Genomic DNA, 23,656 nt, shown 5'->3' with positions numbered 1-23,656 from the left:
TAGCAAGCGGATGTGCGTCTGCGCATTCATTTACCGAGTAGTACTTATTGCAGTTACTTAAGGAGTTCACCATGCTGAAAAACATCATCGCTACCCTGACCCAAACCAACGCTGCTCCAGCCGCACCGGCTGTCCGCGTGCTGTCGGCAAGCGAAATCGCCGCTGTCGCCGGCGGTCCTGAAATGGGCCACGACGTCAAGCCTAACGCACTGATCGCCCCGCCAGCGCCAGCAGCATAAGTACCTGCCGGGCATACGCTACTGAAGTAAGCCGGTCCGGCCTTGAGCCGGACCGGCGTTTACCCGTTTCCCCTATGACATTCCCCGCATGAGCAGCCTGTTCCGCGAACAGGCCATCCACCACAAGTCGCACCGATTACATGGCGCCGTCGTCCTGGCACGCACCTGGAGCTATCCAGCGCTGACGCTGTTCTTTTGCGCGATCATCGCTGCCATCGCCGCGTTCGCCCTCAACTTCGGCTTCACCCGCAAGGAAACCGTGAGCGGCATGCTGGTGCCCGAGCGCGGCAGCGTGCGCCTGGCCACGCCGCAGGCCGGCGTCATCAGCCGCCTGTACGTCAGCGAAGGCCAGGCGGTGCGCGCCGGCGACCCGCTGTACCTGCTGTCCAGCGAACGCACCAGCGCCAGCGGCGCCACCCAGGCCGCCGTCAACCAGTCGCTGCAGGCGCGCATCGCCCATTTGCAGCAGGAACTGGAACAGCAGGGCCAGCAGCGCGGCAACAAGGGCGAGGAACTGACCCGGCGCCTGGCCAATCTGCACGCCAGCCTGCGCCAGATCGACAGCGAACTGGCGCTGCGCCGCAAAAAAGTACAGATCATGCGCGAAGTGAGCCGCAACGTCGCCGATCTCGCGCGGGACGGCGCCGTCCCGCGCAACGCGGCCAGCGACAAGGCCGCCGAACTGGTCGAGCAGGAAGCGCGCATTGCCGCGCTGGAAGTGACCCGCCTGGCCACTCAGCGCGATATCGGCGCGCTGGCCGCCAGCCGCGCCGACCTGCCGCTGCAAAGCGGGCGCGAAGCGTCGCAGCTGCAGCGCGACATCGAGGCGCTGAAGCAGGCCGCCAGCGAAAGCGAAGCGCGGCGCGAACTGCTGGTGCGCGCCGAACAGCCCGGCCGCGTGGCGGCCATCGTGCTCGACCAGGGCCAGGCCGTGACCGCCGACCAGCGCGTGGCCAGCCTGCTGCCGCAGGACAGCGTACTGGAAGCCGAGCTGTACGTACCGACCCGCGCCGCCGGCTTCATCCGGCCCGGCACCGAGGTGCTGCTGCGCTACGACGCCTTTCCCTATCAGAAATTCGGCCAGTTCAAGGGCCGCGTGCGCGAAATCTCGCAGGCCACGGCGCCGTTCGGCGAGCTGCAGCGCGCCGGCGCCGGCACCGCGGGCGCCTCGGGCGCGCCCGCGCTGGGCGCCGCCGAACCGGTCTACCGCATCCGCGTCCGGCTCGACGCGCAACAGATTGCCGCCGCCGGCCAGCGGCGCGCCCTGATGCCGGGCATGCAGCTGGGCGCCACGCTGGTACTGGAACAGCGCACGCTGGCCGAGTGGGCGCTGGAACCGCTGCTGGGCATCCGGGGCCGGCTATGACGGGCACCAAGCAAGAAGGAAGAAGGCTAGCTGAATGATCAACCTGGGATGGCGCCGCAAGGCGCCGGTCTTCCTGCAAACGGAAGCGACTGAATGCGGCCTGGCCAGCCTGGCCATGGTGGCCGACTACCACGGCTACCGCACCGGCCTGGCCGCGCTGCGGCTGCGGTTTCCAATTTCGCGCAAGGGCGCCACGCTGGAGAGCCTGATGCGCATCGCGCGCGCGCTCAAGCTGGAGAGCCGGCCGCTGCGGCTGGAGCCGGCCAACCTGCCGGAACTGGCCCTGCCCTGCATCCTGCACTGGGACCTGGACCACTTCGTGGTGCTGGTGTCGGTCTCGGCGCGCCGCGTGGTGATCCACGACCCGGCCGTGGGCCGGCGCAGCATGACCCTGGCCGAGTTCGGCAAGCATTTCTCCGGCGTGGCGCTGGAGCTGCGCCCCGCCACCGACTTCCGCCCGGCGCGCCAGGAACTGCAGTTCACGCTGCGCGGCCTGATGGGCCATATCACCGGGCTGCGGCGCGGCATGAGCCAGATCCTGCTGTTGGCGCTGGGGCTGGAGTGCATCGCCATCGGCCTGCCGTTTTTCCTGCAATGGGTGGTCGACCAGGCGCTGCTGTCGGCCGACCGCGACCTGCTGGCTACGCTGGCGCTCGGTTTCGGGCTGCTGGTGGTGATCCAGGCCGCCATCACCGCCGTGCGCGGCTGGTTCGTGGTGGCCCTCAGCGCCAGCATGAACTTCCAGTGGTTCGGCAATGTGTTCTCGCACATGATGCGGCTGCCGCTGGAATATTATGAAAAACGCCACGTCGGCCGCATCATCGCCAGCTTCGGCTCGATCGCCGCGATCCAGAAGACGCTCACCACCGGCTTCGTGCAGGCGCTGGTGGACGGCGTGATGGTGCTCGGCACGCTGACCATGATGATGCTGTACAGCCGCACCCTGGCCGCCGTGGCGGTGGGTGCCGTGGCGCTGTACGCGCTGCTGCGCTGGAGCCTGCTGCACGCCCTGCGCGACGCCACCGCCGAACAGATCATCCACGCCGCGCGCCAGACCACGCACTTTTTCGAAACCACCAACGGCATCCAGAGCGTGCGCCTGTTCGGCAAGGGCGAGCAGCGCCGCGCCGGCTGGCTCAATATCCTGGCCGAGCAGTTCAACGCCGAACTGCGCATGCAACGCCTGCACATCAGCCACGACACCGCGCGCACCCTGTTGTTCGGCGCCGAGCGCATCCTGGTGGTGTGGCTGGCCGCGCGCGCCGTGCTCGACCACGAGTTTACAGTCGGCATGCTGTTCGCGTTCATCGCCTACCAGGACCAGTTCTCGCAGCGCCTCGGCGCGCTGATCGACAAGCTGGTGGAGTTCCGCATGCTGCGCCTGCACGGCGAGCGCGTGGCCGATATCGTGCTGACGGAAACCGAAGCCGAAGGCCCGCACGACGCCGACGAACCGGACCTGCCGCCCGGCGCGCCCAGCCTGGAATTGCGCGGCGTGGGCTTCCGCTATTCGCCCACCGAACCGCTGGTGTTCGAACACGCCGATCTGAAAATCCAGGCCGGCGAATGCGTGGCCATTACCGGCGCGTCCGGCTGCGGCAAAACCACGCTGATCAAGATATTGCTGGGCTTATTAACGCCGGAACACGGCGAAGTATTGGTCGGCGGCGTGCCGATTAAAAGACTGGGATTAACCAATTACCGCCAGATGATAGGCACCGTCATGCAGGAGGACCGCATGTTTTCCGGCTCGGTGGCGGAGAATATCAGTTTCTTCGATCCGGAACCGGATTGGGCGCGCATCCGCGCCTGCGCGCAGCAGGCGGCGGTGCACCACGAAATCGAGAATATGCCGATGGCTTATAACACCATTACCGGCGATAACGGCGTGGGCATCAGCGGCGGCCAGAAACAGCGCATATTACTGGCGCGCGCTTTATACCGCCGCCCGAAAATCCTGGTGCTGGATGAAGCCACCAGCGAACTCGACATCGCAAACGAAAAAAGCGTCAACGCCACCATCCAGGCGCTGGGCCTGACCCGCATCATCGTGGCCCATCGCCCCGAGACCATCGCCATGGCCGAGCGCGTGATTGTCGTCAAGAACGGGCGCCTGGAAGCAGAAGCATGCCAGATTCTGGCAGCTTCGTGCTGACTTCAGGCACGCCGGGCGGCTTTGGCGGCGCCGTTGCGGCGGCGGCGCCCCATGCCCATCACGGCCAGGCCGACGCCGGCCAGCACCAGCTGGCCTGGTTCCGGGGCTGCATTACGGTCGTCCGCATTGCTGAATGAAATAAATTGGCCATTGCCGATTTTGAATTGCGCCTGCCGCACGCCATCGCAGCAGCTTTCAAGACCGTAAATGGGCAAGGTATGATTTCCCTTGGCCAGCTGATTAACTGTGAAATCCGGATGGCGCGCAGTATTCGAATAGCCTGGATCCCGGAAATCGCTGTTGAGATAATCGTTCTCCCACACCGTCCAGGAAAATAGCGCAGCGGCCGCCGAAATCCGGCCAGGCAAGGAACGTCCAGTTCGCGGTGCTTGCCACGTTAAAAGTAGTGGCGGCTTTCCCTGCATGGTTTTCCGTGCCGCCAAATAAAGCGGCATGCGTCAGCTGGTCGTTGGAAGTTGCATAAGCGCCGGCATAGCCGGCGCCCTTCAAGGGCGATGGCGGCCGCCAGGAGGTGCCGCTTGATAGTGGAATGATAGTGCCATGACTGCAATCGTGGTTACCATAAAGCAAATCCACCATTGCTCGATGCATGCGCATTTTGTGCCACGCAACAAACAACACGTTCCCTTGGTTTTGCAAAAAGAGTAAGATAAGGACTCACTGTTCAGGAGGACGGCCATGAAGCAATCGATCAAGGCGGCTTTGATTTCGGGCCTGCTGTTTCCAGGGCTGGGGCAGATACTGGTGCTCAAGCGCTTCGCGCGCGGCTGCATTTTCCTGCTGCCCACGCTGGCCGGCGCGCTGTACATATTGCGCGTGGTCATGGCGCAGGTGAACGTGCTGGCCGGGCAGCTGGCCAACGGCACCCTGCCCTTCGACGTCACGATGATCGCCCAGCAAATCGCCGCGTCGCGCACCGAGGGCCCGGCCATGACGGCCGCCACGCTGGCCTGCGTGCTGTGCTGGTCGGCCAGCATACTCGACGCGATTTTGTTCGGCAACGACCAGCACTACCACCATCCCCATCCACAGCAAGGACAGCCATGAGCCATTCCCGGTTGGCGGCGGCACTGGCCGCAGCGACGGCATTGGCCCTGCCCGCGCACAGCGTGCAGGCGCAGGGCGGCGGCATCCAGCGCACCGTGGTGCAGAAAGGCGACGTGTCAGTGCCGGGCCGCGAAGCGGTGGTGGCCACCGTGGAAGTGGCGCCGGGGGTGCTGGGCGGCCGCCATACCCATCCGGGCGACGAAATCAGCTATGTGATGGAAGGCGAAGGGGAGCTGCTGATCGACGGCCAGCCGCCGCGCAAGCTGAAGCCCGGCGACGCCTTTATCCTGCCGGCGGGCACCATCCATGACGCCCGCAACACCGGCAGCGTGCCGATGAAGCTGGTGGGCGTGTTCATGGTGGAAAAAGGGAAGCCGCTGGCTTCCCCCGCAAAATAGGCGGCCGGGCCGCCTGGCCCGGCTGGCCCGGGGTAGCTTAGGTCAGCTTGGCCGCGTGCTCGCGCGTGGCGTGGAACTGCAGCTTCGGCCAGCGTTCCTGCGTCAGGCGCAGGTTGACGCTGGACGTTGCCAGGTAAGCCATGTTGCCGGCCGCGTCGTAGGCCACGTTGTGGCCCAGCGCCGCTTCGAAGTCCACCAGGGCTTTCTTGTCGTCCGACGACACCCAGCGCGCGCTGCTGATGCTGGTGCCCTCGAACACGGCGTCCACGCCGTACTCGTTCATCAGGCGGCTGGCGACCACCTCGAACTGCAGCACGCCGACCGCGCCCAGCACCAGCTCGCCGCCCTGCACCGGCTTGAAGACCTGCACCGCGCCCTCTTCGCCCAGCTGCTGCAAGCCCTTGTGCAGCTGCTTGATCTTCAGCGGATTGCGGATGCGTACCTGGCGGAAGAAGTCCGGCGCGAAGTACGGAATGCCGGTAAAGGTCAGCAGCTCGCCTTCCGAGAAGGAATCGCCGATCTGCATATTGCCGTGGTTCGGCAGGCCGATGATGTCGCCCGCGTACGCCTCCTCCACCTGCTCGCGCGACGATGCCATGAAGGTCACCACCGACGACACTTTCACTTCGCGCCCCAGGCGCAGGTGCTTGACCTTCATGCCGCGCTCGAAACGGCCCGAGCACACGCGCAGGAAGGCGATGCGGTCGCGGTGCGCCGGGTCCATATTGGCCTGGATCTTGAACACGAAGCCGGTGAACGGCTGCTCGGTCGGCTCGACCACGCGCACGGTGGCGTCGCGGCCGCGCGGCGCCGGAGCCCAGTCCACCAGCGCCGAGAGGATCTCGCGCACGCCGAAGTTGTTGATGGCGGAACCGAAGAACACCGGGGTCTGCACACCGGCCAGGAACTCTTCCAGGTCGAACGGGTGCGAAGCGCCCTTGACCAGTTCCACTTCCATGCGCAGCTGATCCATTTCCAGCGGGAACATTTCCTGCAGGCGCGGATTGTCGATGCCCTTGATGATTTCCACCGCCTGGTCGGCGCTCTCCGAACCGGCGCGGAACAGCAGGATCTCGTCGTTCAGCAGGTGGTACACGCCGCGGAAGTTCTTGCCCATGCCGATCGGCCAGGTCACCGGCGCGCACTGGATCTTCAGCACCGACTCCAGCTCGTCGAGCAGTTCCAGCGGATCGCGACATTCGCGGTCCAGCTTGTTCATGAAGGTCACGATCGGCGTATTGCGCATGCGGCACACGTCCAGCAGCTTGATGGTCTGCGCCTCCACGCCCTTGGCCGCGTCGATCACCATCAGCGCCGAGTCCACCGCCGTCAGCACGCGGTAGGTGTCTTCCGAGAAGTCCTGGTGGCCGGGGGTGTCGAGCAGGTTGATGATGTGGTCGCGGAAGTCGAATTGCATCACCGAGGACGCCACGGAAATGCCGCGCTGCTTCTCGATCTCCATCCAGTCCGAGGTGGCGTGGCGGCCGCTCTTGCGCGCCTTGACCGTGCCGGCCATCTGGATCGCGCCCGAGAACAGCAGCAGTTTTTCGGTCAGCGTGGTCTTACCCGCATCCGGGTGGGAAATGATGCCGAAGGTGCGGCGGCGCTTGGTTTCGCGCGCGATCAGTGCAGGCGTCTTGCCGCCGGCGGCTGCCGGGGCGTCGTCTGGAGTGTCTGGAATGCTGTTGTCGATGTCGTTGGCCATGTTCGCGACCATAACAATGGCCCCGCATAAAAACCTGCTATTTTACACGGGGCCGCCCGCCGGGGCCATCCCTGCTTGGCCGATTGCTTATTCGATTGCCTAGTCGATCTTGATCCTGCGCCAGCCGGCGCGGTGCGCGGCGGTCGATTCCAGCTCCACCAGCGGCCGGGTCAGCGTTTCGCCCTTGGCGGTGGTGGTGATCATCTTCAGCTCGCCCTTCGGCAGGCGCACAATGATGAAACCCACCGCCGCCGAGGTGTTCGACAGCGTGCTGCCGGCGATGGTGCCGAGCGCCGCGTTGCCGTTGCACACGTTCACCGCATAGGCGTTGCTGGTGCCGCCCACCGAACACGACGAGGACGAGGTCGGCAGGTTGGTCACCACGTTGGCCACCCCGCTGACCACTTTCGGGTCCAGGTTCATGCGCTCGCCCTGGTTCAGCGACCAGTCGAAATACCAGCCGTCCTGGGTCACCAGGTTGACCGGGTTGCTGGTGATGGTATAGGTGTTGGTGTTGCTGCTCGAACCCTGCAGCGACAGGGTCTGCTTCACCATGCCGGTGCCGCGCGCCGTGATGCAGGGCGTGCTGGAGCAGGTGTCGGCGTCCTTCACCAGGTACAGGCTTTGCAGGTCGATATTGACGGTGTCGGGCACGTCCAGCAGGCGGCCGGTGCCGAACAGCACCACGCGCTGGGCGAAGGAGGTCACCTCGCCGCTGGCCTCGTCGGTGCTGCTGGCCGCGCACAGCGTGACCTCGGGCCGCGTGGTGATCGGCTGCAGCGCGCCGGCGTCCGACATCATGCGCTTGGTCAGCGCGTTGACGTCGAAGCGCCACAGCTGGCCCTGGTTGTCGCCGCCGTACACATAGGTCACGGCCGGGTCGGTGGCCGGATTGTTGGTGATGGCGGTGATCTTGGCCAGGCCGGACGGCGTGGTGGTGTCGCCCGAGCCGGTGTCGATCTTCTGCAGGATGGCGCCGGTGGCCACGTCGATGATGAACAGGATGCCCCTGCCGCTGCCGCCGGCCACGCCGTCGATGCCCGGCACATTGTTGTAGCCGGAGGTGACGAACACCACCCACTGGCCGCGCCAGGTGCCGAACTGCGGGTTGCCGAAACTCAGGCCCAGGTCGGGGTCGGCGTGCGCGCAGACGGTACTGTCGGCGCAGGTTTCCCACAGCGCGCGCGGCGCGGTCGGATCGGTCACGTCCAGCGCGTAGTAGCCGCGCCCGCCGCCGTTCAGGCCGGCCACCAGCACGGTCTTCCACGCGCCGCCGATTTCCACGTCCGCCACTTCGGGCGAGCCGTCGGTGGTGAACTGGTGGTTGGTGCCGTAGGTGGTGCTGGCCAGCGCGTGCAGCTTTTTCATCGTTATGCGCGGCACATAGGCCCACAACTCGTGGCCGTCCGAGGCGCGGAAGGCATGCAGCATGCCATCGTTGGCGGCGGTGAACACGGTCGGCACGCGCTCGGCGGTCCACTTGGCGCGGTAGGCTTCATAGCTGGCCGACGGGTAGCCCTTACGCGGCTCGCGCAGGTAGGCCGGCTTGGACGAGGCGATGTCGCCCAGCACGATGGGCACCGGGCCGGACTGGCCGGCCGGGGTGTGCGGGGTCAGGCTGTAGGCGCGGAAGATCTCGTCGTTGGCGTAGGTTTGCTCGCCGCGCAGCCAGTTGACCAGGTTGGCGCCGTTGTTGACGATCACGCGGTCGTCGGCCGACAGCAGGGTGCACTGCGCCAGCGCCAGGCACTTGTTGCTGAACCAGCTCTGCATCAGCGTCGAGGCGCCCATATTGGCGTAGCGGAACTCGGTCAGCGTGGTGGTGCCGGCCGGGTCCAGCATGTAGATGCTGCGCCCGCCCGCCGAGGCCGGCGTGCCGCCGGTGCCGGCGATGGCCTGCGGGCCGACGGTGTCCGAACTGATCCACACCGGGGTGGTGCCGACGATGCCGGTGGCCGGGTCGATTTTCTTGTCCGACAGTTCGCCGTACCATTTCACGGTGGTGAAGGTGTCCGAGAAGATGTCGTTGTCCTGCAGCGAAATATTCGGCGTCGAGGTCGCCGCAGCGGCAGCCGCGCCCACCGACACCTGCATATTGGCCAGCGCCGAGGCCAGGCCCTGCACCACTTCCTTCGGCTCGTTGGCGCTGAAATACTTGCCGTGGCCGGCGATCGCCGCATGCCACAGGTCGTCCACCCGTTCCTGCACGGTGCTGGCGGTGCTGCTGGTCTGCGGGTCCGGCCACACGTAGGGGCCGTTGTTGTTCCACGGGCAGCCCGAGGCGGCGGCGGTGATCAGGTTGTAGAAGTCGCCGCCCGGCCGGGGCGCGGTGTCGTAGTTCGGCTCGTAGGTCATCACGCCGTCCATGCCCAGGCCCAGCGTGTAGGTGTTCATGTGCAGGTGGGTGTTCTCGCCGCCGGCCGCCGGCACTTGGCCGGGCTTGCTCATGTCCGGTTCCAGCGACGGGCGCAGCGACACGGTGCCGGTGCTGGAGCCGCCGTTGTACCAGTGCAGCGCCACGTCCGAGATCGACGGCTGGCTCTGGGCGCGCGTATCGACGCAGCCGCGCGCCTGGGTGCAGAAGCGCGACGGGTTGTCCACGTTGTCGTTGTTGACCACGTTGGCGGTGGTGCTGCCGTTCCAGTAGCCGTCGGTGGTCAGTATCAGGAAATTGGGCTGGCAAGGGAACTGCACCACTTCCTGCCCGGCCGCGTATTCGTAGGGGCTGAGGTTGGCGTACATGCGGCCGACGTTGTCCATCGCCGCGCGGATCGGCGTCGAGCCGCTGGTGGTGGTGCCGTACAGCGTGCTGTACCAGGTGGTGCGCGCGCTGCCGGCGAAGTCGGCCGGTTTCATGTCGATGGCGCCGCCGGCGGCGGACTGCGACAGGCGCACGAAGCCGGCGCGGTAGTTGCTGTTGAGCGCGGCGAACGCGATGCCGACCGAGGTCTTCATCATTTGCAGGCGGCTCTTGTAGTAGCTGTACCAATTGGCGAAGTTGGTCATCTCTTCGGCGTAGGTGCAGGTGGCGCCGGCGCAGTCGACGCGGTCCGCCGACTTCGGATAGGTGGCGCCGCTGGTGAGGTTGACGCGCTCAAAGGTGCTGGGCGGCTCGGTGCCGGACGAGATGGCGGCGGTGGTGGTGGGAATGGCCTCGCTGACGGCGTTGACGGCGGCCACGTAGCCGCTGCCGGCGGCGAAGCTGAAGCTGACGCCGCCGCCGCTGACCGTGCCGGCCGACGGCGTGTTGGAGTTGCTGGTGGCGGCGGTGTCGACCAGGCAGATCCTGGTGTTGCCGCTTTGCGCCGCGCAGGTGGGCGTGACGCTGTTGCCGGCTGCGTAGGCGCGGATGGTGCCGCTGTTGCCGATGTCCGAAATGATGCTGGCTGCGACCTGCGCGGCGCTGCGGTTCCTGCCCAGCGACAGATCGCTCACCAGCGTGCTGCCGCCCCAGCTGAGGCTGGAGAGCCGGGGCGTGCCGGAATTGGCGGTGCTGCCGGACACGGTGACCATGGCGGTGGGCGACACGCGCGCCACGGCCGGCGTCACCGTCACGCTGGGCGCGTTGACGGTGATGCCCCAGCCGGCGCGGCTGTTGTCGGTGATCGGCAGGCAGCTCGCCTGCGACTTGGTGCCGCTGCAGACCACGGCGATCACCGCCACCACGTTCTCGGCCGTGAGGGTGATGCCATAGCTCGAGCAGGCCGGCACCGTGGTCTGGCCGATCGGCGTTTTCACGCAAGCGTAGTACTGGTTGGTCAAGCCGGTCCTGGCGATGATGCTGGCGGCCAGCGCGCTGGCCATGGTTTGCTGCTTGAGCGCGGTATTGGTGCCGTTGGGCGCCGTCACGGTGCCGTTGGTGATGGTGCGCGCGGTGCTCGGGTCCGGTATCGTGACGCTGGTGATGGTCATCGAGGCGCTGCTGGTGGAGGCGCCGATGGCGATGGTGCCGAAGGCGGCCACGCCGCCGCTCGCGGTCGAGTAGCGCGGATAGATGTAGCTGCCGACGCGCTTGGCTTGGCAGTTGATCAGCGCGGTCTCCCGGCACCAGCGCACCTTCACCGGCACCGGATAGCCGCTCGGCGCCGTGGCGCCGGCCGCCGTGGAGCGGCAGTTGGTCATGGTCTCGTCGGTGCAGAACTCCGCCACGCCGATGTTGTAGTAGTACGGGCTGGTCGAGATCGCCACCGCGCTGCGGTAAGTGTTGTTCGGATAGGTGTAGGTGGCGCTGTTGAGGCGGCAGTCGCTGCTGTCGTTCGGGTCGCACCACTTCAGGTCGGGGAATTCGGTCAGCAGGTTGATCTCGGTGTCGCTGCTGGCGTACAGGTTGCGGTTGTAGACGCCGAAACCGTCGCTCACCACCCGGGTCCAGCCGGTGGTGTTGGCCGAGTTCTGCTCATTGTAGTACGTGCCGTCGGCCTTGATCGGCGGCTGGTAGCGGATCTTGGGGTTGTAGTACTGGCGGTTGAACTCGGCCGCCATGAAGGGCGGGTGGCCGACATTGCAGGCCGTGGTGCCGCTCGACAGCTTGGCGCTGGAACGGCACAGGTTGTCGTTCACATAATCCGGCGTGTAGTGCTGCTCCATCGAACCGGAATTATCGAACAGCAGCATCAGGTTGGGCTTGACGGTGCCGGTGCCGGCGATGTTCAGCAGCGGCACCTGCGCGATCTGCGTGGTGCCGGCCCAGGCGGCCGGGGACAGCATGGCCAGCAGGCAGGCCAGCTTGAAGGTGAGCTTGTTCATATATCGGTCCAATCTATCGGTGCTAGCTAAGCGGGCCTCACGGGCCCATCATCACCACGGACTGCGTCACGACGTTGCCGCCGCGCGCGCCGTAGATGCGCGCAGTGATCACGTAATGCAGTTCGGGCATGGTGGCGTACTCGGAACGGTCGGTCGACAGGCTGTTGCCCAGGCCGGCGGGGCTGGCCACCTTCTGCTTGGCGGCCGACAGCGTGCAGTTATTGGCCGGGGCCGACGCGTTGTAGGCGCCCGGCAGCATGCACATGCGGTGGATGACGTACTGCACCGTGTTGTTGGCGCCGTCCTGCACGGTGGCCGAACCGGTCCAGAAGTCCGGGTGGTTGACGCCCCGGTTGGGCGCCATGCTGGCCACATAGCCGGCCGCAGGAATGTCGGCCACCAGGTTGGCCTTCGGCTGCGTGGCCAGGAACTGGAATGCCGTGTGCAGGCCCAGGTCGGCCGCCTTGGCCAGCGCCGAGTCATAGGCCAGGTTGCTGGTGGTCATGGTGGTGGAATTGGTCGAGCGCAGCAGGTATATGCTGCTGAGCATCATCACCGCCAGCATGATCAGCATCACCGGCAGCGCAATGCCGCGCTGCCGCGCCGGGCCCGCTTGCCGTTTCAGCGCTTTGGGTCTCAATTTTCCCACGTCGGCCTCCAGCCCGCATTGCGGATAGGGATGATGGTTTCGAACACCCGGTAGCGGTAGCACTTCCAGCTGATGCTGTCGCCCGCCTGCGCCACTTCCACCGTCACCGGCACGGCCGCCACGCTGGCCGGGCTGGCGGCGGCGAACACCACCGGCTTGTCGGTGGTGGCGCTGCACTGGCCGTCGGTGGTGGACGGCTTTTCCGGTATCTTGCTGCGCGCCACCACCGCCACCCGGATCGCGGCCACCCGCTGGTAGTCGCCGGGGCTGCCGGTGACGGCGTCGCCGTCGGCGTTGACCATGGTGTTCGACCACTGCGCCACCTGCAGGCCGGTGGCCGGGTTGAAGGCGCCGGCGGCGAAGCCGTACTGTGCCTTGAGCGCCACGATGCCCTCCACCACCGTCGAGCGCGCCGCCGCGGCGCCGGCCAGGTTGGAGGCGCGCAGCATCAGCACGCTGTTCTGCACCGACCAGGTGTGCAGCGCCAGGTTGCGCGCCGGCCCCAGGTTGTAGACCCGCGCCAGGTTGGCGCTGAACGCCGCGCCCAGGCCGTTGCGGTTGTAGCGCGCCTCGGGCACGGCGCTGAAGGTGAGCGTGGTGCCGAGCGGATCGGCGGTCAGCTGGGCCAGCGCGCAATTGCCGCCGCGCGGCTCGGGCACCACGATGATGGCGTCGCCGTTCAGGAAGCCGAACGGCGCGGCGGTCGAGATGCTGAGGGTGTCGGCGCCGCCGTAGGCGTCGCTGACCTTGACCGAGCCGACGCCGGACGGCGAGCTGCCGCTGTTCAGGCTGAGTTCGTCCGAACCGTTGGCGTTGTTGCGGATCACCACCGCCGCCAGCGGCGTGATAGCCACCCCGCCCCGGTCCGCCGCCGCCAGCGCGTAGCCGGCCGTGTCGGAAAACACGGTGTTGCAGCCGGCGATCAGATCGTCGTTCATGCCCCAGCCGGCCTGGGCGGCGTCCTCGCTGATGGAAAACAGCGCCAGCATGCCGTTCTGCATCTGGTCCGAACCGCCCAGCGACACCGACTTGTTCTGTTCGGAGCTGACGATCAGCCGGGTGGCGAACATGATGGCCAGCATGCCGACCGTGACGGCCACCATCAGTTCCACGATGGAGAAGCCGCGCGCGGCGCGCCGGCGGCCGGCGGGCGGGCGGAATGCGGTCGGGCGGCGCATCAGGTAGCCCTCGCGATGTAGGACGTGAGCACGTGGCGGTTCTCGGCGGCCCCGGTCTTGCGGGTCCAGCGGATGCTGATCTCGACCATGGTGGTGGTGGCGCTCTGCTGCACCAGCCGCACCGACACGATGGCGCCCGGGATCTGCGCCTTGGTTTCGGCCAGCCAGGGCGCCACGGCGGCGCCGGGGGTGCCGTTCTCGGCCAGCGCATAGCTGGCCAGGTTGGGCTGGTCGTTGCTCATGATGCCGAACAGCCGTTCGCCGGCGATGGTGGCTTCGGCGCGCATGCTGGCGTCCGACAGCGCAGAGTAGGACCGCGCCTGCAGGCCCACCGTGCCGAGCAGGCCGATGGCCAGGATGACGATGGCGATCAGCGCTTCCAGCATGGCCACGCCGCGCTGCCGGCGGGCCCGGATAGGGAGTCGATAAGTTCTCATGGCGCGCTCACGGTGGGCAGGCGCGCGAATCGGGCGCGCTCAGCACTGGGTTGCACTTGATGGCCAGGCCGGCCAGCGACACGGCCACCGCCACCGGCTGGAGTTCGCTGGCGTTCTGCCCGGCCGGGTCGAGCCGGATGCGGGTCAAACGGTCTTCATAGCCGGTGTCGACCCAGCCCAGGGACGTGAAATACACCGCCGAGGTGCCCTCCGGTTCCAGGCGCGGCACCAGCAGGTCGCTCTGCGGCAGCGCGTCGGCCGGGCGCAGCACCGACTTGTAGCCGTTCGCGCCTTCCGGGTCGAGCGGCGCCGCGTCGGTGGTGGTGGACCAGGTGCCGCTGCTGGCGTTGCACGGCACGCCAGGCGCCGGGAAGCACAAGTCGACCTGCCAGTCCATCTGGCCGTTGTTCACGTTCGGCGTCAGCACGATGCGGCTGGCGGCGTTGTGCAGCACGGCCTGGCGGCGCGCCATGGCGAAGCCCTCGGCATAGAACTCGCCGGCCGAGATCACCTTGTTGCCGCTGATCCAGTTCACCATGCTGGGGATGCCGATCGCCGCCAGCACGGCCAGGATCACCAGCCCCACCATCAGCTCGATCAGCGTGGTGCCGCGCTGGCGCGGCAGGATGCTCAGTTGCTGCATAAGCCACCCGCCCGGTCTATCCAGCAGCTGGTGCTGGTGCCCCAGGCCGGCGTGGCGGTGGTGGCGCGGCCGCCGTTCTGGTTCACCGTGTAGGAAAAGCCGGCCGCCTTGCCCTTGCCGGTGGCCGTGATGGTGTAGGCCGAGGCGGTGGCGTTGGACAGGGAGTAATCGAAATTGGCGGTGGAGGCCGGGAACGTGCTGACGTTCTGGAAACCGTCGTAGGTGCGGGCGTTGGCCCAGAACTGCTCGGCCGCCGGCTGCGCGCCGCCCAGCGAGGTGAACGCTTCGGTCAGCCGGGCACGGGTCACGTAGGTGGTGTACGCAGGCAGCGCCACCGCCGCCAGGATGCCCACCACCGCCACGGCTATCATCACCTCGATCAGCGTAAAGCCCTTGTGCGTGCGTTTCATCGTGGTGCGCTCCCGGTTATGTTGTCGTACGTCATGACAGCATGGTAGCGTCCCTAGCTTGCATTTCCCTGAAGAAATACTGACAAATTCCTGACAAGCGCACACTGGGCGGCAAACCAGCACGCAACCGGCACACTGCCAGCATGCTAACGCGCCGGAAACCTTACCGAAAACAGCGCGCCCCGCCCGCCTGCCGGGCTGTCGATGGTGATGCGGGCGCCGTGCGCGGCGGCGATGTCGCGCACGATGGCCAGGCCCAGGCCGCTGCCGGCGATCTTGTCGTCCAGCCGCACATAGCGCCGGAACACCGCCTCGCGCAGCGCCGGGGCGATGCCGGGGCCGGAATCCTCCACCTCCAGCACGGTGCCGCCGGTCAGCGCGCCGCCGCCCGGCTCGCCGGGCAGGCAGCGCACCGTCACCGTGCCGTGCGCGGGGGTGTAGCGGATGGCGTTGTCGACCAGGTTGTCGATCAGGTCGCGCAGCAGGAAGCGGTCGCCCTGCACGGCGGCGTGCTGCAGCTCGAAGCCCAGGTCGATCGCCTTGCGCGCGGCCTGCTCCACGAAGTGCTGCACCGTTTCCTCCACCAGCGCGTCCAGCGCCAGCGGCTCCAGCCGGGTCTTCTCGAAGTGGCTGGGTTCGGCGCGCGCCAGCGCCAGCAGCTGGTTGGTCTGCCGTATCATGCGCTCGGTGGACTGCAGCATCAGGCGGATCGAATGCGCGGTCTCCGGTTCGGCATGGCGGTGGCCCAGCCATTCAAGCTGGGTCTGCAAGCCGGCCAGCGGCGTGCGCAGCTGGTGTGCCACGTTGGCCAGGAAATCCTGCTGCGCCTGCGCGCCTTCGCTGACGCGGGCCAGCAGGCCGTTGAAGGCGTGCACCACCGGCGCCAGTTCGTAAGGCACGTCCTCCTGCTGGATCGGCGCCAGCTGGTCGCCCGCGCGCGCGTTCAGGCCGGCGCGCATGCGGTCCAGCGGGCGCAAGCCGTTGGTGACCGAAAACCAGATCAGGCCGACGCAGGCCAGCGTGAACAAGCCGTCCAGCAGCACCAGCGCGCGGAAAATCGCCTGCCGCACTTGGGTGCGCTGGCGCAGCGTGCGCGCCACGCCGACATAGGCCGGCCCGGCCTGGCCGTCGGCGGCCGCCACGCGCCGCGCGCCGATGCGCACCGCCTCGCCGCGCATGGCGCCGTCGTAGGCCAGCGCCGCGCCGCCACCGGGCTGGCGCAGCGCCGGGAAGTCCGCGTCTCCTGCCACCACCCGGCCCGCGCTGTCGCGCACCACGAAATAGACCGCGTCGGCGTCACCGTTGCGCAGCACCTGCTCGGCCTGCGGCGGCAGATCGATGCGCCAGGCGCCGCCGGCGGCGGACAGGCGCGCGCCTAGCGCGCCGGCGGCGTCGGACAGGCTTTGGTCGAAAGCGGTTTGCGCCGGCAGCCAGGCCAGCATATAGGTCAGCGCGCCGCCCGCCAGGTTGATCAGCAGGATGGGCGCGATCAGCCATTTGAGCAGGCGCAGCCGGATGCTAGGCATGCGGCGCCAGCTCCAGCATGTAGCCGAAGCCGCGGATGGTGCGGATGGTCACCCCGGCGTCGGCGATCTTCAGCCGCAGGCGGGAAATGTAGACTTCCACCGCGTTCTGCGTCATGTCTTCGCCCCAGGGCAGGATGGCGTCGATGATCTGCTGCTTCGAGACCACCCGCGCGCCGTGCTGCAGCAGGTATTCCAGCACCGCCCACTCGCGCGCCGACAGCTCGATGAAGCGGTCCTTGACGCGGGCGCGCTTGGTGTCGCTGTCCAGCGCCAGGTCGCCCATGGCCAGCGCGGCGGCCTTGGGCGCGTGGCGGCGCGCCAGCGCGCGCACCCGCGCCACCAGCTCCGGCGTGGCGAATGGTTTGACCAGGTAGTCGTCCGCGCCCAGTTCCAGGCCGCGCACACGGTCCTCGATGGCGTCGCGCGCCGTCAGCAGCAGCACCGGGATGGCGCTGCCGCGCGCGCGCAGGCGGCGCACCACTTCGAAGCCGTCGATGCCGGGCAGGCCGATGTCGAGCACCAGCACCGCCAGCTCGGGCTGGGCCGCCAGGGTGCCCGAACCGGCTCCCGTGCCCGCGCGCTGCAGCAGCGCGTCGGCCTCGGTGCCGCTGCGCAGCACGTCCACCACCATGCCGTGGCCGCTCAGCACGCGGTGCAGGCCGTCGGCCAGCACTGCGTCATCTTCCACCAGTAATACGTGCATAGCCTGCCTCATGATGTCGCGCGGTCAAGGCCGCGCCTGCAGGCACTATAAGGGCAAGCAGGGCCGATGTACAGCCGTGCCAGAGGGGGGAGCGCTCAGCCTATGGTGCGGCGGCGGGTGCGGACCCGGCTGCCGGTGCCGTCGGCCATGCTGTAGGGTTTGACGACGGACAAGCGGTACATCAGCACGTCGCCCGCCACGCACACCAGCAGCGGCACCATCAGCATCATGGCGTCGATGCGCTCCATGTTGGCGGCGAAGCACACTTCGAAGAACAGCAAGGCGATCACGGCGCAGGTACAGGCGGCCAGCGACAGGAAGCACAAGGCTTTCACCTGCTTCGACTTGCGCTTTCCCGAGGCCACGAAGTAGGCCGCGCTGACGCAATGCACCAGCAGCAGCAGGGTGCTCCCCAGGTAAAAATACAGCTTGGCGTCGATGGCGTCGATGACGGCTCTCCCTTCTTGTCACTTCTTCATCAAAGGCAATTCAAATTCCCACATGGAAAATTCTACCAAGAATGACACGTTTCGCGTCGGAAAATCTCTCAAATAGTCACAACCGGGCCGATTTAGTTCACGGCCTTGTCACATTTGGCAGGCATTATTGCGGGATGGCAATTTTACGGCTCGAAACATTGATGAATACCCTATTTCGCCCCGCCATCGCGCTGATGCAGCGCCTGCGCCTGTTTCCCAAGTTCGTGCTGGTGACGCTGATCTTCCTGCTGCCGCTGCTGCTGGTGACCACGCTGCTGATGCGCGAGCTGCACAAGTCGCTGGACGTGACGGAGCGCGAGCAGCTGGGCGTGGCCTACATCGGGCAATTGCAGCAGGTCAGCCAGCTGGCCCAGCAGCACCGCGCGCTGGAACGCCTGCGCCTGGCCGCGCGCCAGCCGCTGGACGGCGCCGCGCTGCGCGCCGACATCGACGGCCGCTTGAAGCGCCTGGACGGCTGGCAGCAGGAGCAGCCGAGTGCGTCCGGCCTGGCCGCGCTGCCGGAATGGGGCGCCGTGCGGCAAGCGTGGAAAGCGCTGGCCGAGCGCCAGGCCAGCGCCGACGCCAAGGACAGCATCGCCCTGCACGGCGCGCTGCTGGCCCGGCTGGCCAAGCTGAGCGCGCTGGTGGCGGACCGCTCCAGCCTGAGCCTGGACCCCGAAGTGCAAACCCACTACCTGATCGCCGCCTTCCAGAAGACCTTGCCGGAAGTGGCCGAAGACCTGTCGGTGATCGCCGCGCGCGGCGGCGCCTATATCGACACCGGCCTGTTCGAGGGCAATGAAGACCAGCTGCTGAATGCCACCGCCATGCTGGCCCGCCACCAGCTCGAGCGCCTGCCGGCGCAGGCCGACGCCATCCTGCTGCACAACCCGCAGCTGAAAGCGGCGCTGCAGCCGCACCTGGCGGCCATCCCCGCCGCGCTGGCCTTCCTGGAACGCAACAAGAACGAAGTGAGCAACTCCTATAACCAGACCAGCGGCAAGGAATTCAGCGCCGCCGGCAACGAGGCGATCGGCAAGCTGTACGGCTTTGCGGCCGCCTCCGCCAAGGCGCTGGACCAGCTGCTGGCCGAGCGCCTGGCGCGCGACCAGCTGCGCCGCAACCTGATGCTGGCCGCGGTCGGCGCCGCGCTGGCCGTGGCGGCCGTGCTGTTCGCCGGCTTCTACCTGTCCTTCGCGCGCGACGTGGGCAGCCTGAACCGTGCCGTTCAGGCCGCCGCCGCCGGCGACCTGGCGCTGGAAATCAGCTCCCCCGCGCGCGACGAAATCGGCAGCCTGGTCAATTCCTTCGGCGGCATGACGCAAGCGCTGGTGATACTGGTGGACGACATCCGCAGCGGCGCCGGCCGCATCGCCGACGGCGCCGACGAACTGGCCAGCGGCAACACGGCGCTGTCCGGCCACACCGAAGCGCAGGCCGACGACCTGTCCGCCACCGTGGCCTCGATGCGCGCGCTGACCGCCACCGTGCAGCGCAACGCCGCGCACGCGGAAAACGGCCGCAAGCTGGTGCAGACCGCCTCCGACATCGCCCTGCAGGGCGGGCGCAGCGTGGCCGCCGTGGTCGACACCATGGCCGGCATCCGCGCCAGTTCGGACAAGATCAGCGACATCATCGGCGTGATCGACGGCATCGCCTTTCAGACCAACATCCTGGCCCTGAACGCGGCGGTGGAAGCGGCCCGCGCCGGCGAGCAGGGGCGCGGCTTCGCGGTGGTGGCGGGCGAGGTGCGCAGCCTGGCGCAGCGCTCGGCCGCCGCCGCGCTGGAGATCAAGAAGCTGATCGTCGATTCGGTCAAGGAAGTGGAAGCCGGCAGCGCGCTGGTGAACTCGGCCGGCGCCACCATGACGCAAGTGGTGCAATCGGTGCAGCAGACCGCCGCCATCATCGAGCAGATCAGCGCCGCCGAGGCGGTGCAGCGCAGCGAGATCGAACAAGTCGATCACGCGCTGGCCCGCATCGACGACATGACGCGCCAGAACGGCGCGCTGGTGCTGCAAGCCTCTGTAGGAGCGGACCGCCTGCACGAAGAGGCGGCCCAGCTCGGCCAGGCCGTGAGCCGCTTCCGCCTGGACGGCCAGCCGGCCGCCGCCCGCCCGCCGGTGCTGGACACCGTGGCCCCGCCCCTCGCGTGGAGCGCCAATAAACCGACCATCGTGTCCCGCAAGCGCGAGCGCCTGCTCGGCTGACTGCCGCTAACCGCCGGCTAGCTGCCGGCGAACGGCGTGCCGATCAGGCCGACCGCCAGCTCCAGCCACACCAGCGCCATCAGCGCCGCCAGCGCCATGCCCAGCACCAGCCGGCGCTGCGCGGTGCGCAGCAGCCGCGCAGCCGCCACGTAGGCCAGGCCGGCGCCGGCCAGCAGCACGCCGGCGATGACGAAGTCCGCCCCCGTCCACACCACCTCGTCGGTGAACTGCATCGCCGCCAGCGGCACCAGCAATATCAGCGCGGTTCCCAGCGCCACCAGCAGCACCTGCCGCCCTGCCCCCTCCCTCAGCGTGCCCATCTGCGTCCTCCTTTTTGATTGAACCGGCACCATCTTAAGGCCGCTGCATGAAGGCAGCATGCGCTCCGTGTGAAGCCGCGCGGGGCATCCTGCAGCCTGCCGCTCATTATTGCAGTAGGACTAGGCTGACAAGGCGCCATGCATCGAGCCTACACGGGGGCGCTGCCCCGTCTTATGTTCGTAAAGTACATACAGACTTAAAGTACTAACAACGCGATGGATAAAGTGGAGCGAGAACAGAAGCCCACCCGGACTGAGCAGCACCGGCATCCAGCGCTACTTTGTACTTAGCCTGTGAGGAATAAAATGAACAACACTCAACTTAGCGATACCGTCACACAGTCGCTCTCCCAGACGATGCCCGTAGGCTCGCGGGAATTCAAAGTTGCGTCCCGGCCGGTTGTCAGCTATAGCGGTACACAGCAGAACGAACTGCTGGCCGCCTTGCCTCGTGAAGTCCTGGAATCCCTGTTTGAACACCTGGAACTGGTGACCTTGCCGTTCGGCAAGGAATTATTCGAATTCGGCAGCAAGCTGGAAAACGTGTATTTCCCGACCACTGCCATTGTTTCCCTGCTGTATGTAATGGAAGACGGCGCCACCACCGAGATCGCAGTGGTCGGCCATGAAGGCGTGGTGGGCGTGTCGATGTTCCCCGGCGAGCGCGCCATGTGCAGCGCCGTGGTACAAAGCGCCGGCTACGGCTACCGCCTGAAGGCGCAGCACCTGCGCGAAGCGTTCAACCAGGGCGGCGCCCTGCCCCAGCTGCTGATGCGCTACAACCACGCGCTGTTCGCGCAAATGGCGCAGAACGCCGTCGGCGGCCGCCACAGCTCGATCGAGCAGAAACTGTGCCGCTGGCTGCTGGACCGCCTGGACCGCTCGCTGAGCAATGAGCTGAAAGTGACCCAGGAAATGATCTCCATCATGCTGGGCGTGCGGCGCGAAAGCATCACCGCCGCCGCCGGCAAGCTGCAGGACGACGGCCTGATCACCTACCGCCGCGGCAACATCACCGTCATTGATCGTTCAGGCTTGGAACGCTACGCGGGCGAGTGCTATAAGGTGGCGAAGACAGAGTACGATCGCCTGCTGGTGGACGTGGCGGGCTGCTAGGCTCGCGCTGCTCCGTGACATCGACCTTGGCGCGCAGCGGAATATGCACTTCGATACAGGTTCCCTTGTCGCTGCGGCCGCGCCGTATCGTCAGCGTGCCGCCCAGCAGCAGTGCCCGCTCGCGCATGCCCAGCAAGCCGTGCGACATCGGCTTCACCAGCGTGTTCGATTCGATGCCCACGCCATCGTCGATCACGCGCAGCACCAGCAAGTCTTCACTGCACTGCAGCGTCACGGTCACCTTGGTGGCGCGCGCGTACTTGCGGATATTGGTCAGCGATTCCTGCACGATGCGGAACAGTGCAATGGCCAGGCTGGAATCGCGCCCCTTGGCCACGCCGTCGATGTGGCTGGCGATGTCGGTTTCGCACGGCAGCGCGGACATGCGGCTGAACTCTTCGCAATAACTCTCGATGGCCGCGCACAGGCCCAGGTTGTCCAGCAGGCTGGGGCGCAGATTCTCGATGATGCGGCGCTTCATTTCCACCGCGTCGAGCAAGGTGGCGCGCGCCCGCTTGAGCTGGGAAGCCAGTTCCGGATTGGTCTTTTGCAGCTGGTGCATGACGGCGCCCAGGTCCATGCTGATGGAGGTCAGGTGGGCGCCCATCTCGTCGTGCAGTTCGCGCGACAGCCGCACTTTTTCCTCCTCGCTGATGCTGATCAGGTGGCGCGACAGCACCGACAGCTGCTCGGTGCGCTGCGCCACCATGGATTCGAGGTTGTCGTTGGACACCTGCAAGGCGTGCTCGACCGCAGCCTGGTTGCGGAAACTGCGCCGCACCAGCTGGTAGAACATGATCAGCACAAAGATCGCCACCGCGTTGATGCCGGTGCCCAGCAGCACGGCCTTCTGGTACTCGTGGTAGAAGCTGGCGCTGCGCGCGGCCAGCGTTTCATTCTGTTCCTGCACCATGATCACCACCAGCAGGCGCAGCTCGTCCATCGAGGCGCGGTCGTCGGAGACCTTGGCGATGTTGACGATCTCTTCCAGCCCGCCGTGGCGGTAGACTTCGATCGATTCGCTCATCAGGGCCAGCTTGCGGCGCACGATGGTGTGCAGCTGGGCCAGGTTTTTCAGCTGCGACGGGCTGTCGGCCAGCAGCAGTTCCAGTTCCTTGAATTCGGTTTCCGTTTCCACCGTGACGGTGCGGGTCGGCCCCAGGTAGGATTCCTTGCCGGACACAAAGTAGCCCCGCATGCTGCTCTCGGCGTCGAGCACCAGCACGTTCAGGTATTGCAGCCGCTCGGCCACCCGCGAGGACTGGCTTAACAGGAAGTTGGCGCCCTTTAGCGACTGCAGGTTATGGAACAGGCTGAAGCCGTTCACGATCAGTATCAATGCGCATGTTACGCACAGTACGGTCTTGTACAGCGGCAGTCTGTGGTGGGGCGCCGCGTCGACGGTGAAATACATCCTGATAGGCATCCTTTGCTAGATGAGCAGCCGTTATGGCTGGGCCATTATAGACCCTGCCGTTTTTTGCTGCGCCGCATCAGTTTCCTAACGTGCGCGCCTGGGCGGCGCTCTGCGTTAATCCAGCAGGTTGTTCTTCATTGCATAATAGGTCAGATCGCTGTTCGATTGCAGGCCCATTTTTTCCATGATGCGGGTACGGTAGGTACTCACCGTCTTGATGCTCAGCGACAGGGCCACGCCGATGTCGCTCACGGTGGCGCCGCGCGCCAGGCGCAGGAACACCTGGAACTCGCGGTCCGACAGCTCGGTGTGCAGCGCCGTGTTGGGATCGCGGTCGAAGCTCTGCGCCAGCAGCTCGCCCACCTGCGAGCTGACATAGCGGCGCCCCTGATGCACGGTGCGCACCGCCGTGATCAGCTCGTCCGCCTCGCATTCCTTGTTCAGATAGCCGTTGGCGCCCATCTTGAACAGGTTCAGCGCGTACTGCTGCGCCGGATAGCCCGACAGGATCAGCACCGGCAAATCCGGCTGGCCCTGGCGGATGGTGCGCAAAGTATCAATGCCGGACTGGTCCGGCATGGCGATATCCAGCAGCAACACGTCGCAAATCTCGCGGCGGGCGATGTCCAGCGCTTCGCGCCCGGTGCTGCCTTCCGCCACCACACTGAAATCGTCCTCGGACGAGAAAATCTGCTTGAAGCCGGCCCTAACTATTTGATGATCGTCACATATGGCAACGCGTATCATGTGTTCCCTCGTGTCTTCCTTGCATGGGAAAGTCCCGCGCTTCCGCTAACAAAATAATAATCTTATTATTGTAGCACTACTATTGTATGCGAAAAAAAAGGCGCTAGCGGCGCGCCCCTGGTGCCACCCGCCACCGAGCCGCCC

21 protein-coding genes are annotated in these 23,656 nt (G+C 66.6%); 7 read left to right on the top strand and 14 right to left on the bottom strand.

What is annotated here, in order from left to right; translation table 11 throughout:
- Positions 1–71 precede the first annotated feature (71 nt).
- The 3 genes from AC56DV_RS28225 to AC56DV_RS28215 all read left to right on the top strand — a co-directional run bounded on the left by AC56DV_RS28225 (position 72) and on the right by AC56DV_RS28215 (position 3,760).
- Positions 72–239, top strand: coding sequence for a hypothetical protein (locus tag AC56DV_RS28225; protein ID WP_496317526.1), 168 nt, complete (start codon positions 72–74; stop codon positions 237–239).
- A gap of 88 nt (positions 240–327) precedes the next feature.
- On the top strand, positions 328–1,605 hold the full coding sequence (locus tag AC56DV_RS28220) for an HlyD family secretion protein (RefSeq protein ID WP_496317525.1): 1,278 nt from the start codon (positions 328–330) through the stop codon (positions 1,603–1,605).
- 34 nt (positions 1,606–1,639) lie between these two features.
- Complete coding sequence (locus AC56DV_RS28215) at positions 1,640–3,760, top strand: peptidase domain-containing ABC transporter (RefSeq protein ID WP_496317524.1); 2,121 nt, start codon at positions 1,640–1,642, stop codon at positions 3,758–3,760.
- Between the two features lie 2 nt (positions 3,761–3,762).
- Here the strand turns inward: AC56DV_RS28215 and AC56DV_RS28210 are convergent, their stop codons facing one another.
- Positions 3,763–4,215, bottom strand: coding sequence for a PEP-CTERM sorting domain-containing protein (locus AC56DV_RS28210; RefSeq protein ID WP_496317523.1), 453 nt, complete (start codon positions 4,213–4,215; stop codon positions 3,763–3,765).
- Between the two features lie 244 nt (positions 4,216–4,459).
- Between AC56DV_RS28210 and AC56DV_RS28205 the strand changes: the two genes are divergently transcribed.
- The gene (locus tag AC56DV_RS28205; RefSeq protein ID WP_496317522.1) at positions 4,460–4,828 is read left to right on the top strand and encodes a hypothetical protein; all 369 of its coding nucleotides are present in this window, start codon (positions 4,460–4,462) and stop codon (positions 4,826–4,828) included.
- Positions 4,825–5,226 carry a cupin domain-containing protein gene (locus AC56DV_RS28200; RefSeq protein WP_496317521.1) on the top strand — a complete coding sequence of 134 codons (402 nt, stop codon included), beginning with the start codon at positions 4,825–4,827 and terminating at the stop codon, positions 5,224–5,226. The genes AC56DV_RS28205 and AC56DV_RS28200 overlap by 4 nt, the downstream gene beginning before the upstream one ends.
- Before the next feature lie 37 nt (positions 5,227–5,263).
- Here AC56DV_RS28200 and AC56DV_RS28195 read toward each other — a convergent pair whose 3' ends face one another.
- From AC56DV_RS28195 to AC56DV_RS28150, 10 genes are all read right to left on the bottom strand, one after another.
- Positions 5,264–6,931 carry a peptide chain release factor 3 gene (locus AC56DV_RS28195; RefSeq protein ID WP_496318495.1) on the bottom strand — a complete coding sequence of 556 codons (1,668 nt, stop codon included), beginning with the start codon at positions 6,929–6,931 and terminating at the stop codon, positions 5,264–5,266.
- Between the two features lie 99 nt (positions 6,932–7,030).
- The gene (locus AC56DV_RS28190) at positions 7,031–11,677 is read right to left on the bottom strand and encodes a pilus assembly protein (RefSeq protein WP_496317520.1); all 4,647 of its coding nucleotides are present in this window, start codon (positions 11,675–11,677) and stop codon (positions 7,031–7,033) included.
- 37 nt (positions 11,678–11,714) lie between these two features.
- Positions 11,715–12,326, bottom strand: a complete 612-nt coding sequence (locus tag AC56DV_RS28185; protein ID WP_496317519.1) for a pilus assembly PilX family protein — start codon at positions 12,324–12,326, stop codon at positions 11,715–11,717.
- Complete coding sequence (locus tag AC56DV_RS28180; protein WP_496317518.1) at positions 12,314–13,504, bottom strand: PilW family protein; 1,191 nt, start codon at positions 13,502–13,504, stop codon at positions 12,314–12,316. The genes AC56DV_RS28185 and AC56DV_RS28180 overlap by 13 nt, the downstream gene beginning before the upstream one ends.
- Positions 13,504–13,941: a type IV pilus modification PilV family protein gene (locus AC56DV_RS28175; protein WP_496317517.1), complete on the bottom strand. Its 438-nt coding sequence runs from the start codon at positions 13,939–13,941 to the stop codon at positions 13,504–13,506. Before AC56DV_RS28175 ends, AC56DV_RS28180 begins: the two co-directional genes overlap by 1 nt.
- Positions 13,942–13,948: 7 nt before the next feature.
- A complete protein-coding gene (locus tag AC56DV_RS28170) occupies positions 13,949–14,584 on the bottom strand; it encodes a pilus assembly FimT family protein (protein ID WP_496317516.1) in 636 nt (211 codons plus the stop codon).
- Positions 14,572–14,994, bottom strand: coding sequence for a type IV pilin protein (locus tag AC56DV_RS28165; RefSeq protein WP_496317515.1), 423 nt, complete (start codon positions 14,992–14,994; stop codon positions 14,572–14,574). Before AC56DV_RS28165 ends, AC56DV_RS28170 begins: the two co-directional genes overlap by 13 nt.
- Before the next feature lie 146 nt (positions 14,995–15,140).
- Positions 15,141–16,520: a sensor histidine kinase gene (locus AC56DV_RS28160; protein ID WP_496317514.1), complete on the bottom strand. Its 1,380-nt coding sequence runs from the start codon at positions 16,518–16,520 to the stop codon at positions 15,141–15,143.
- Entirely contained in the window at positions 16,513–17,223 is a 711-nt protein-coding gene (locus AC56DV_RS28155) for a response regulator transcription factor (protein ID WP_496317513.1), read from the bottom strand. The genes AC56DV_RS28160 and AC56DV_RS28155 overlap by 8 nt, the downstream gene beginning before the upstream one ends.
- Positions 17,224–17,318: 95 nt before the next feature.
- A complete protein-coding gene (locus AC56DV_RS28150) occupies positions 17,319–17,588 on the bottom strand; it encodes a hypothetical protein (RefSeq protein WP_496317512.1) in 270 nt (89 codons plus the stop codon).
- Positions 17,589–17,863: 275 nt separating this feature from the next.
- Between AC56DV_RS28150 and AC56DV_RS28145 the strand changes: the two genes are divergently transcribed.
- Entirely contained in the window at positions 17,864–19,912 is a 2,049-nt protein-coding gene (locus AC56DV_RS28145) for a methyl-accepting chemotaxis protein (protein ID WP_496317511.1), read from the top strand.
- Between the two features lie 17 nt (positions 19,913–19,929).
- Here the strand turns inward: AC56DV_RS28145 and AC56DV_RS28140 are convergent, their stop codons facing one another.
- Positions 19,930–20,232, bottom strand: coding sequence for a hypothetical protein (locus tag AC56DV_RS28140; RefSeq protein ID WP_496317510.1), 303 nt, complete (start codon positions 20,230–20,232; stop codon positions 19,930–19,932).
- Positions 20,233–20,538: 306 nt separating this feature from the next.
- Here AC56DV_RS28140 and AC56DV_RS28135 point away from each other — a divergent pair, with 306 nt between their 5' ends.
- Complete coding sequence (locus AC56DV_RS28135) at positions 20,539–21,348, top strand: Crp/Fnr family transcriptional regulator (RefSeq protein WP_496317509.1); 810 nt, start codon at positions 20,539–20,541, stop codon at positions 21,346–21,348.
- Here AC56DV_RS28135 and AC56DV_RS28130 read toward each other — a convergent pair.
- Both AC56DV_RS28130 and AC56DV_RS28125 read right to left on the bottom strand, forming a co-directional pair.
- Positions 21,251–22,762 carry a sensor histidine kinase gene (locus AC56DV_RS28130; RefSeq protein WP_496317508.1) on the bottom strand — a complete coding sequence of 504 codons (1,512 nt, stop codon included), beginning with the start codon at positions 22,760–22,762 and terminating at the stop codon, positions 21,251–21,253. The two genes, AC56DV_RS28135 and AC56DV_RS28130, sit on opposite strands and share 98 nt — an antisense overlap.
- 117 nt (positions 22,763–22,879) lie before the next feature.
- The gene (locus tag AC56DV_RS28125; RefSeq protein ID WP_496317507.1) at positions 22,880–23,512 is read right to left on the bottom strand and encodes a response regulator; all 633 of its coding nucleotides are present in this window, start codon (positions 23,510–23,512) and stop codon (positions 22,880–22,882) included.
- Positions 23,513–23,656: the final 144 nt, after the last annotated feature.

The organism is Massilia sp. BGA-UO-ETr-WB1, from assembly GCF_059567845.1.
Note: the sequence above shows the minus strand (reverse complement) of the source record. Positions and strands in the feature narration are given on the sequence as shown.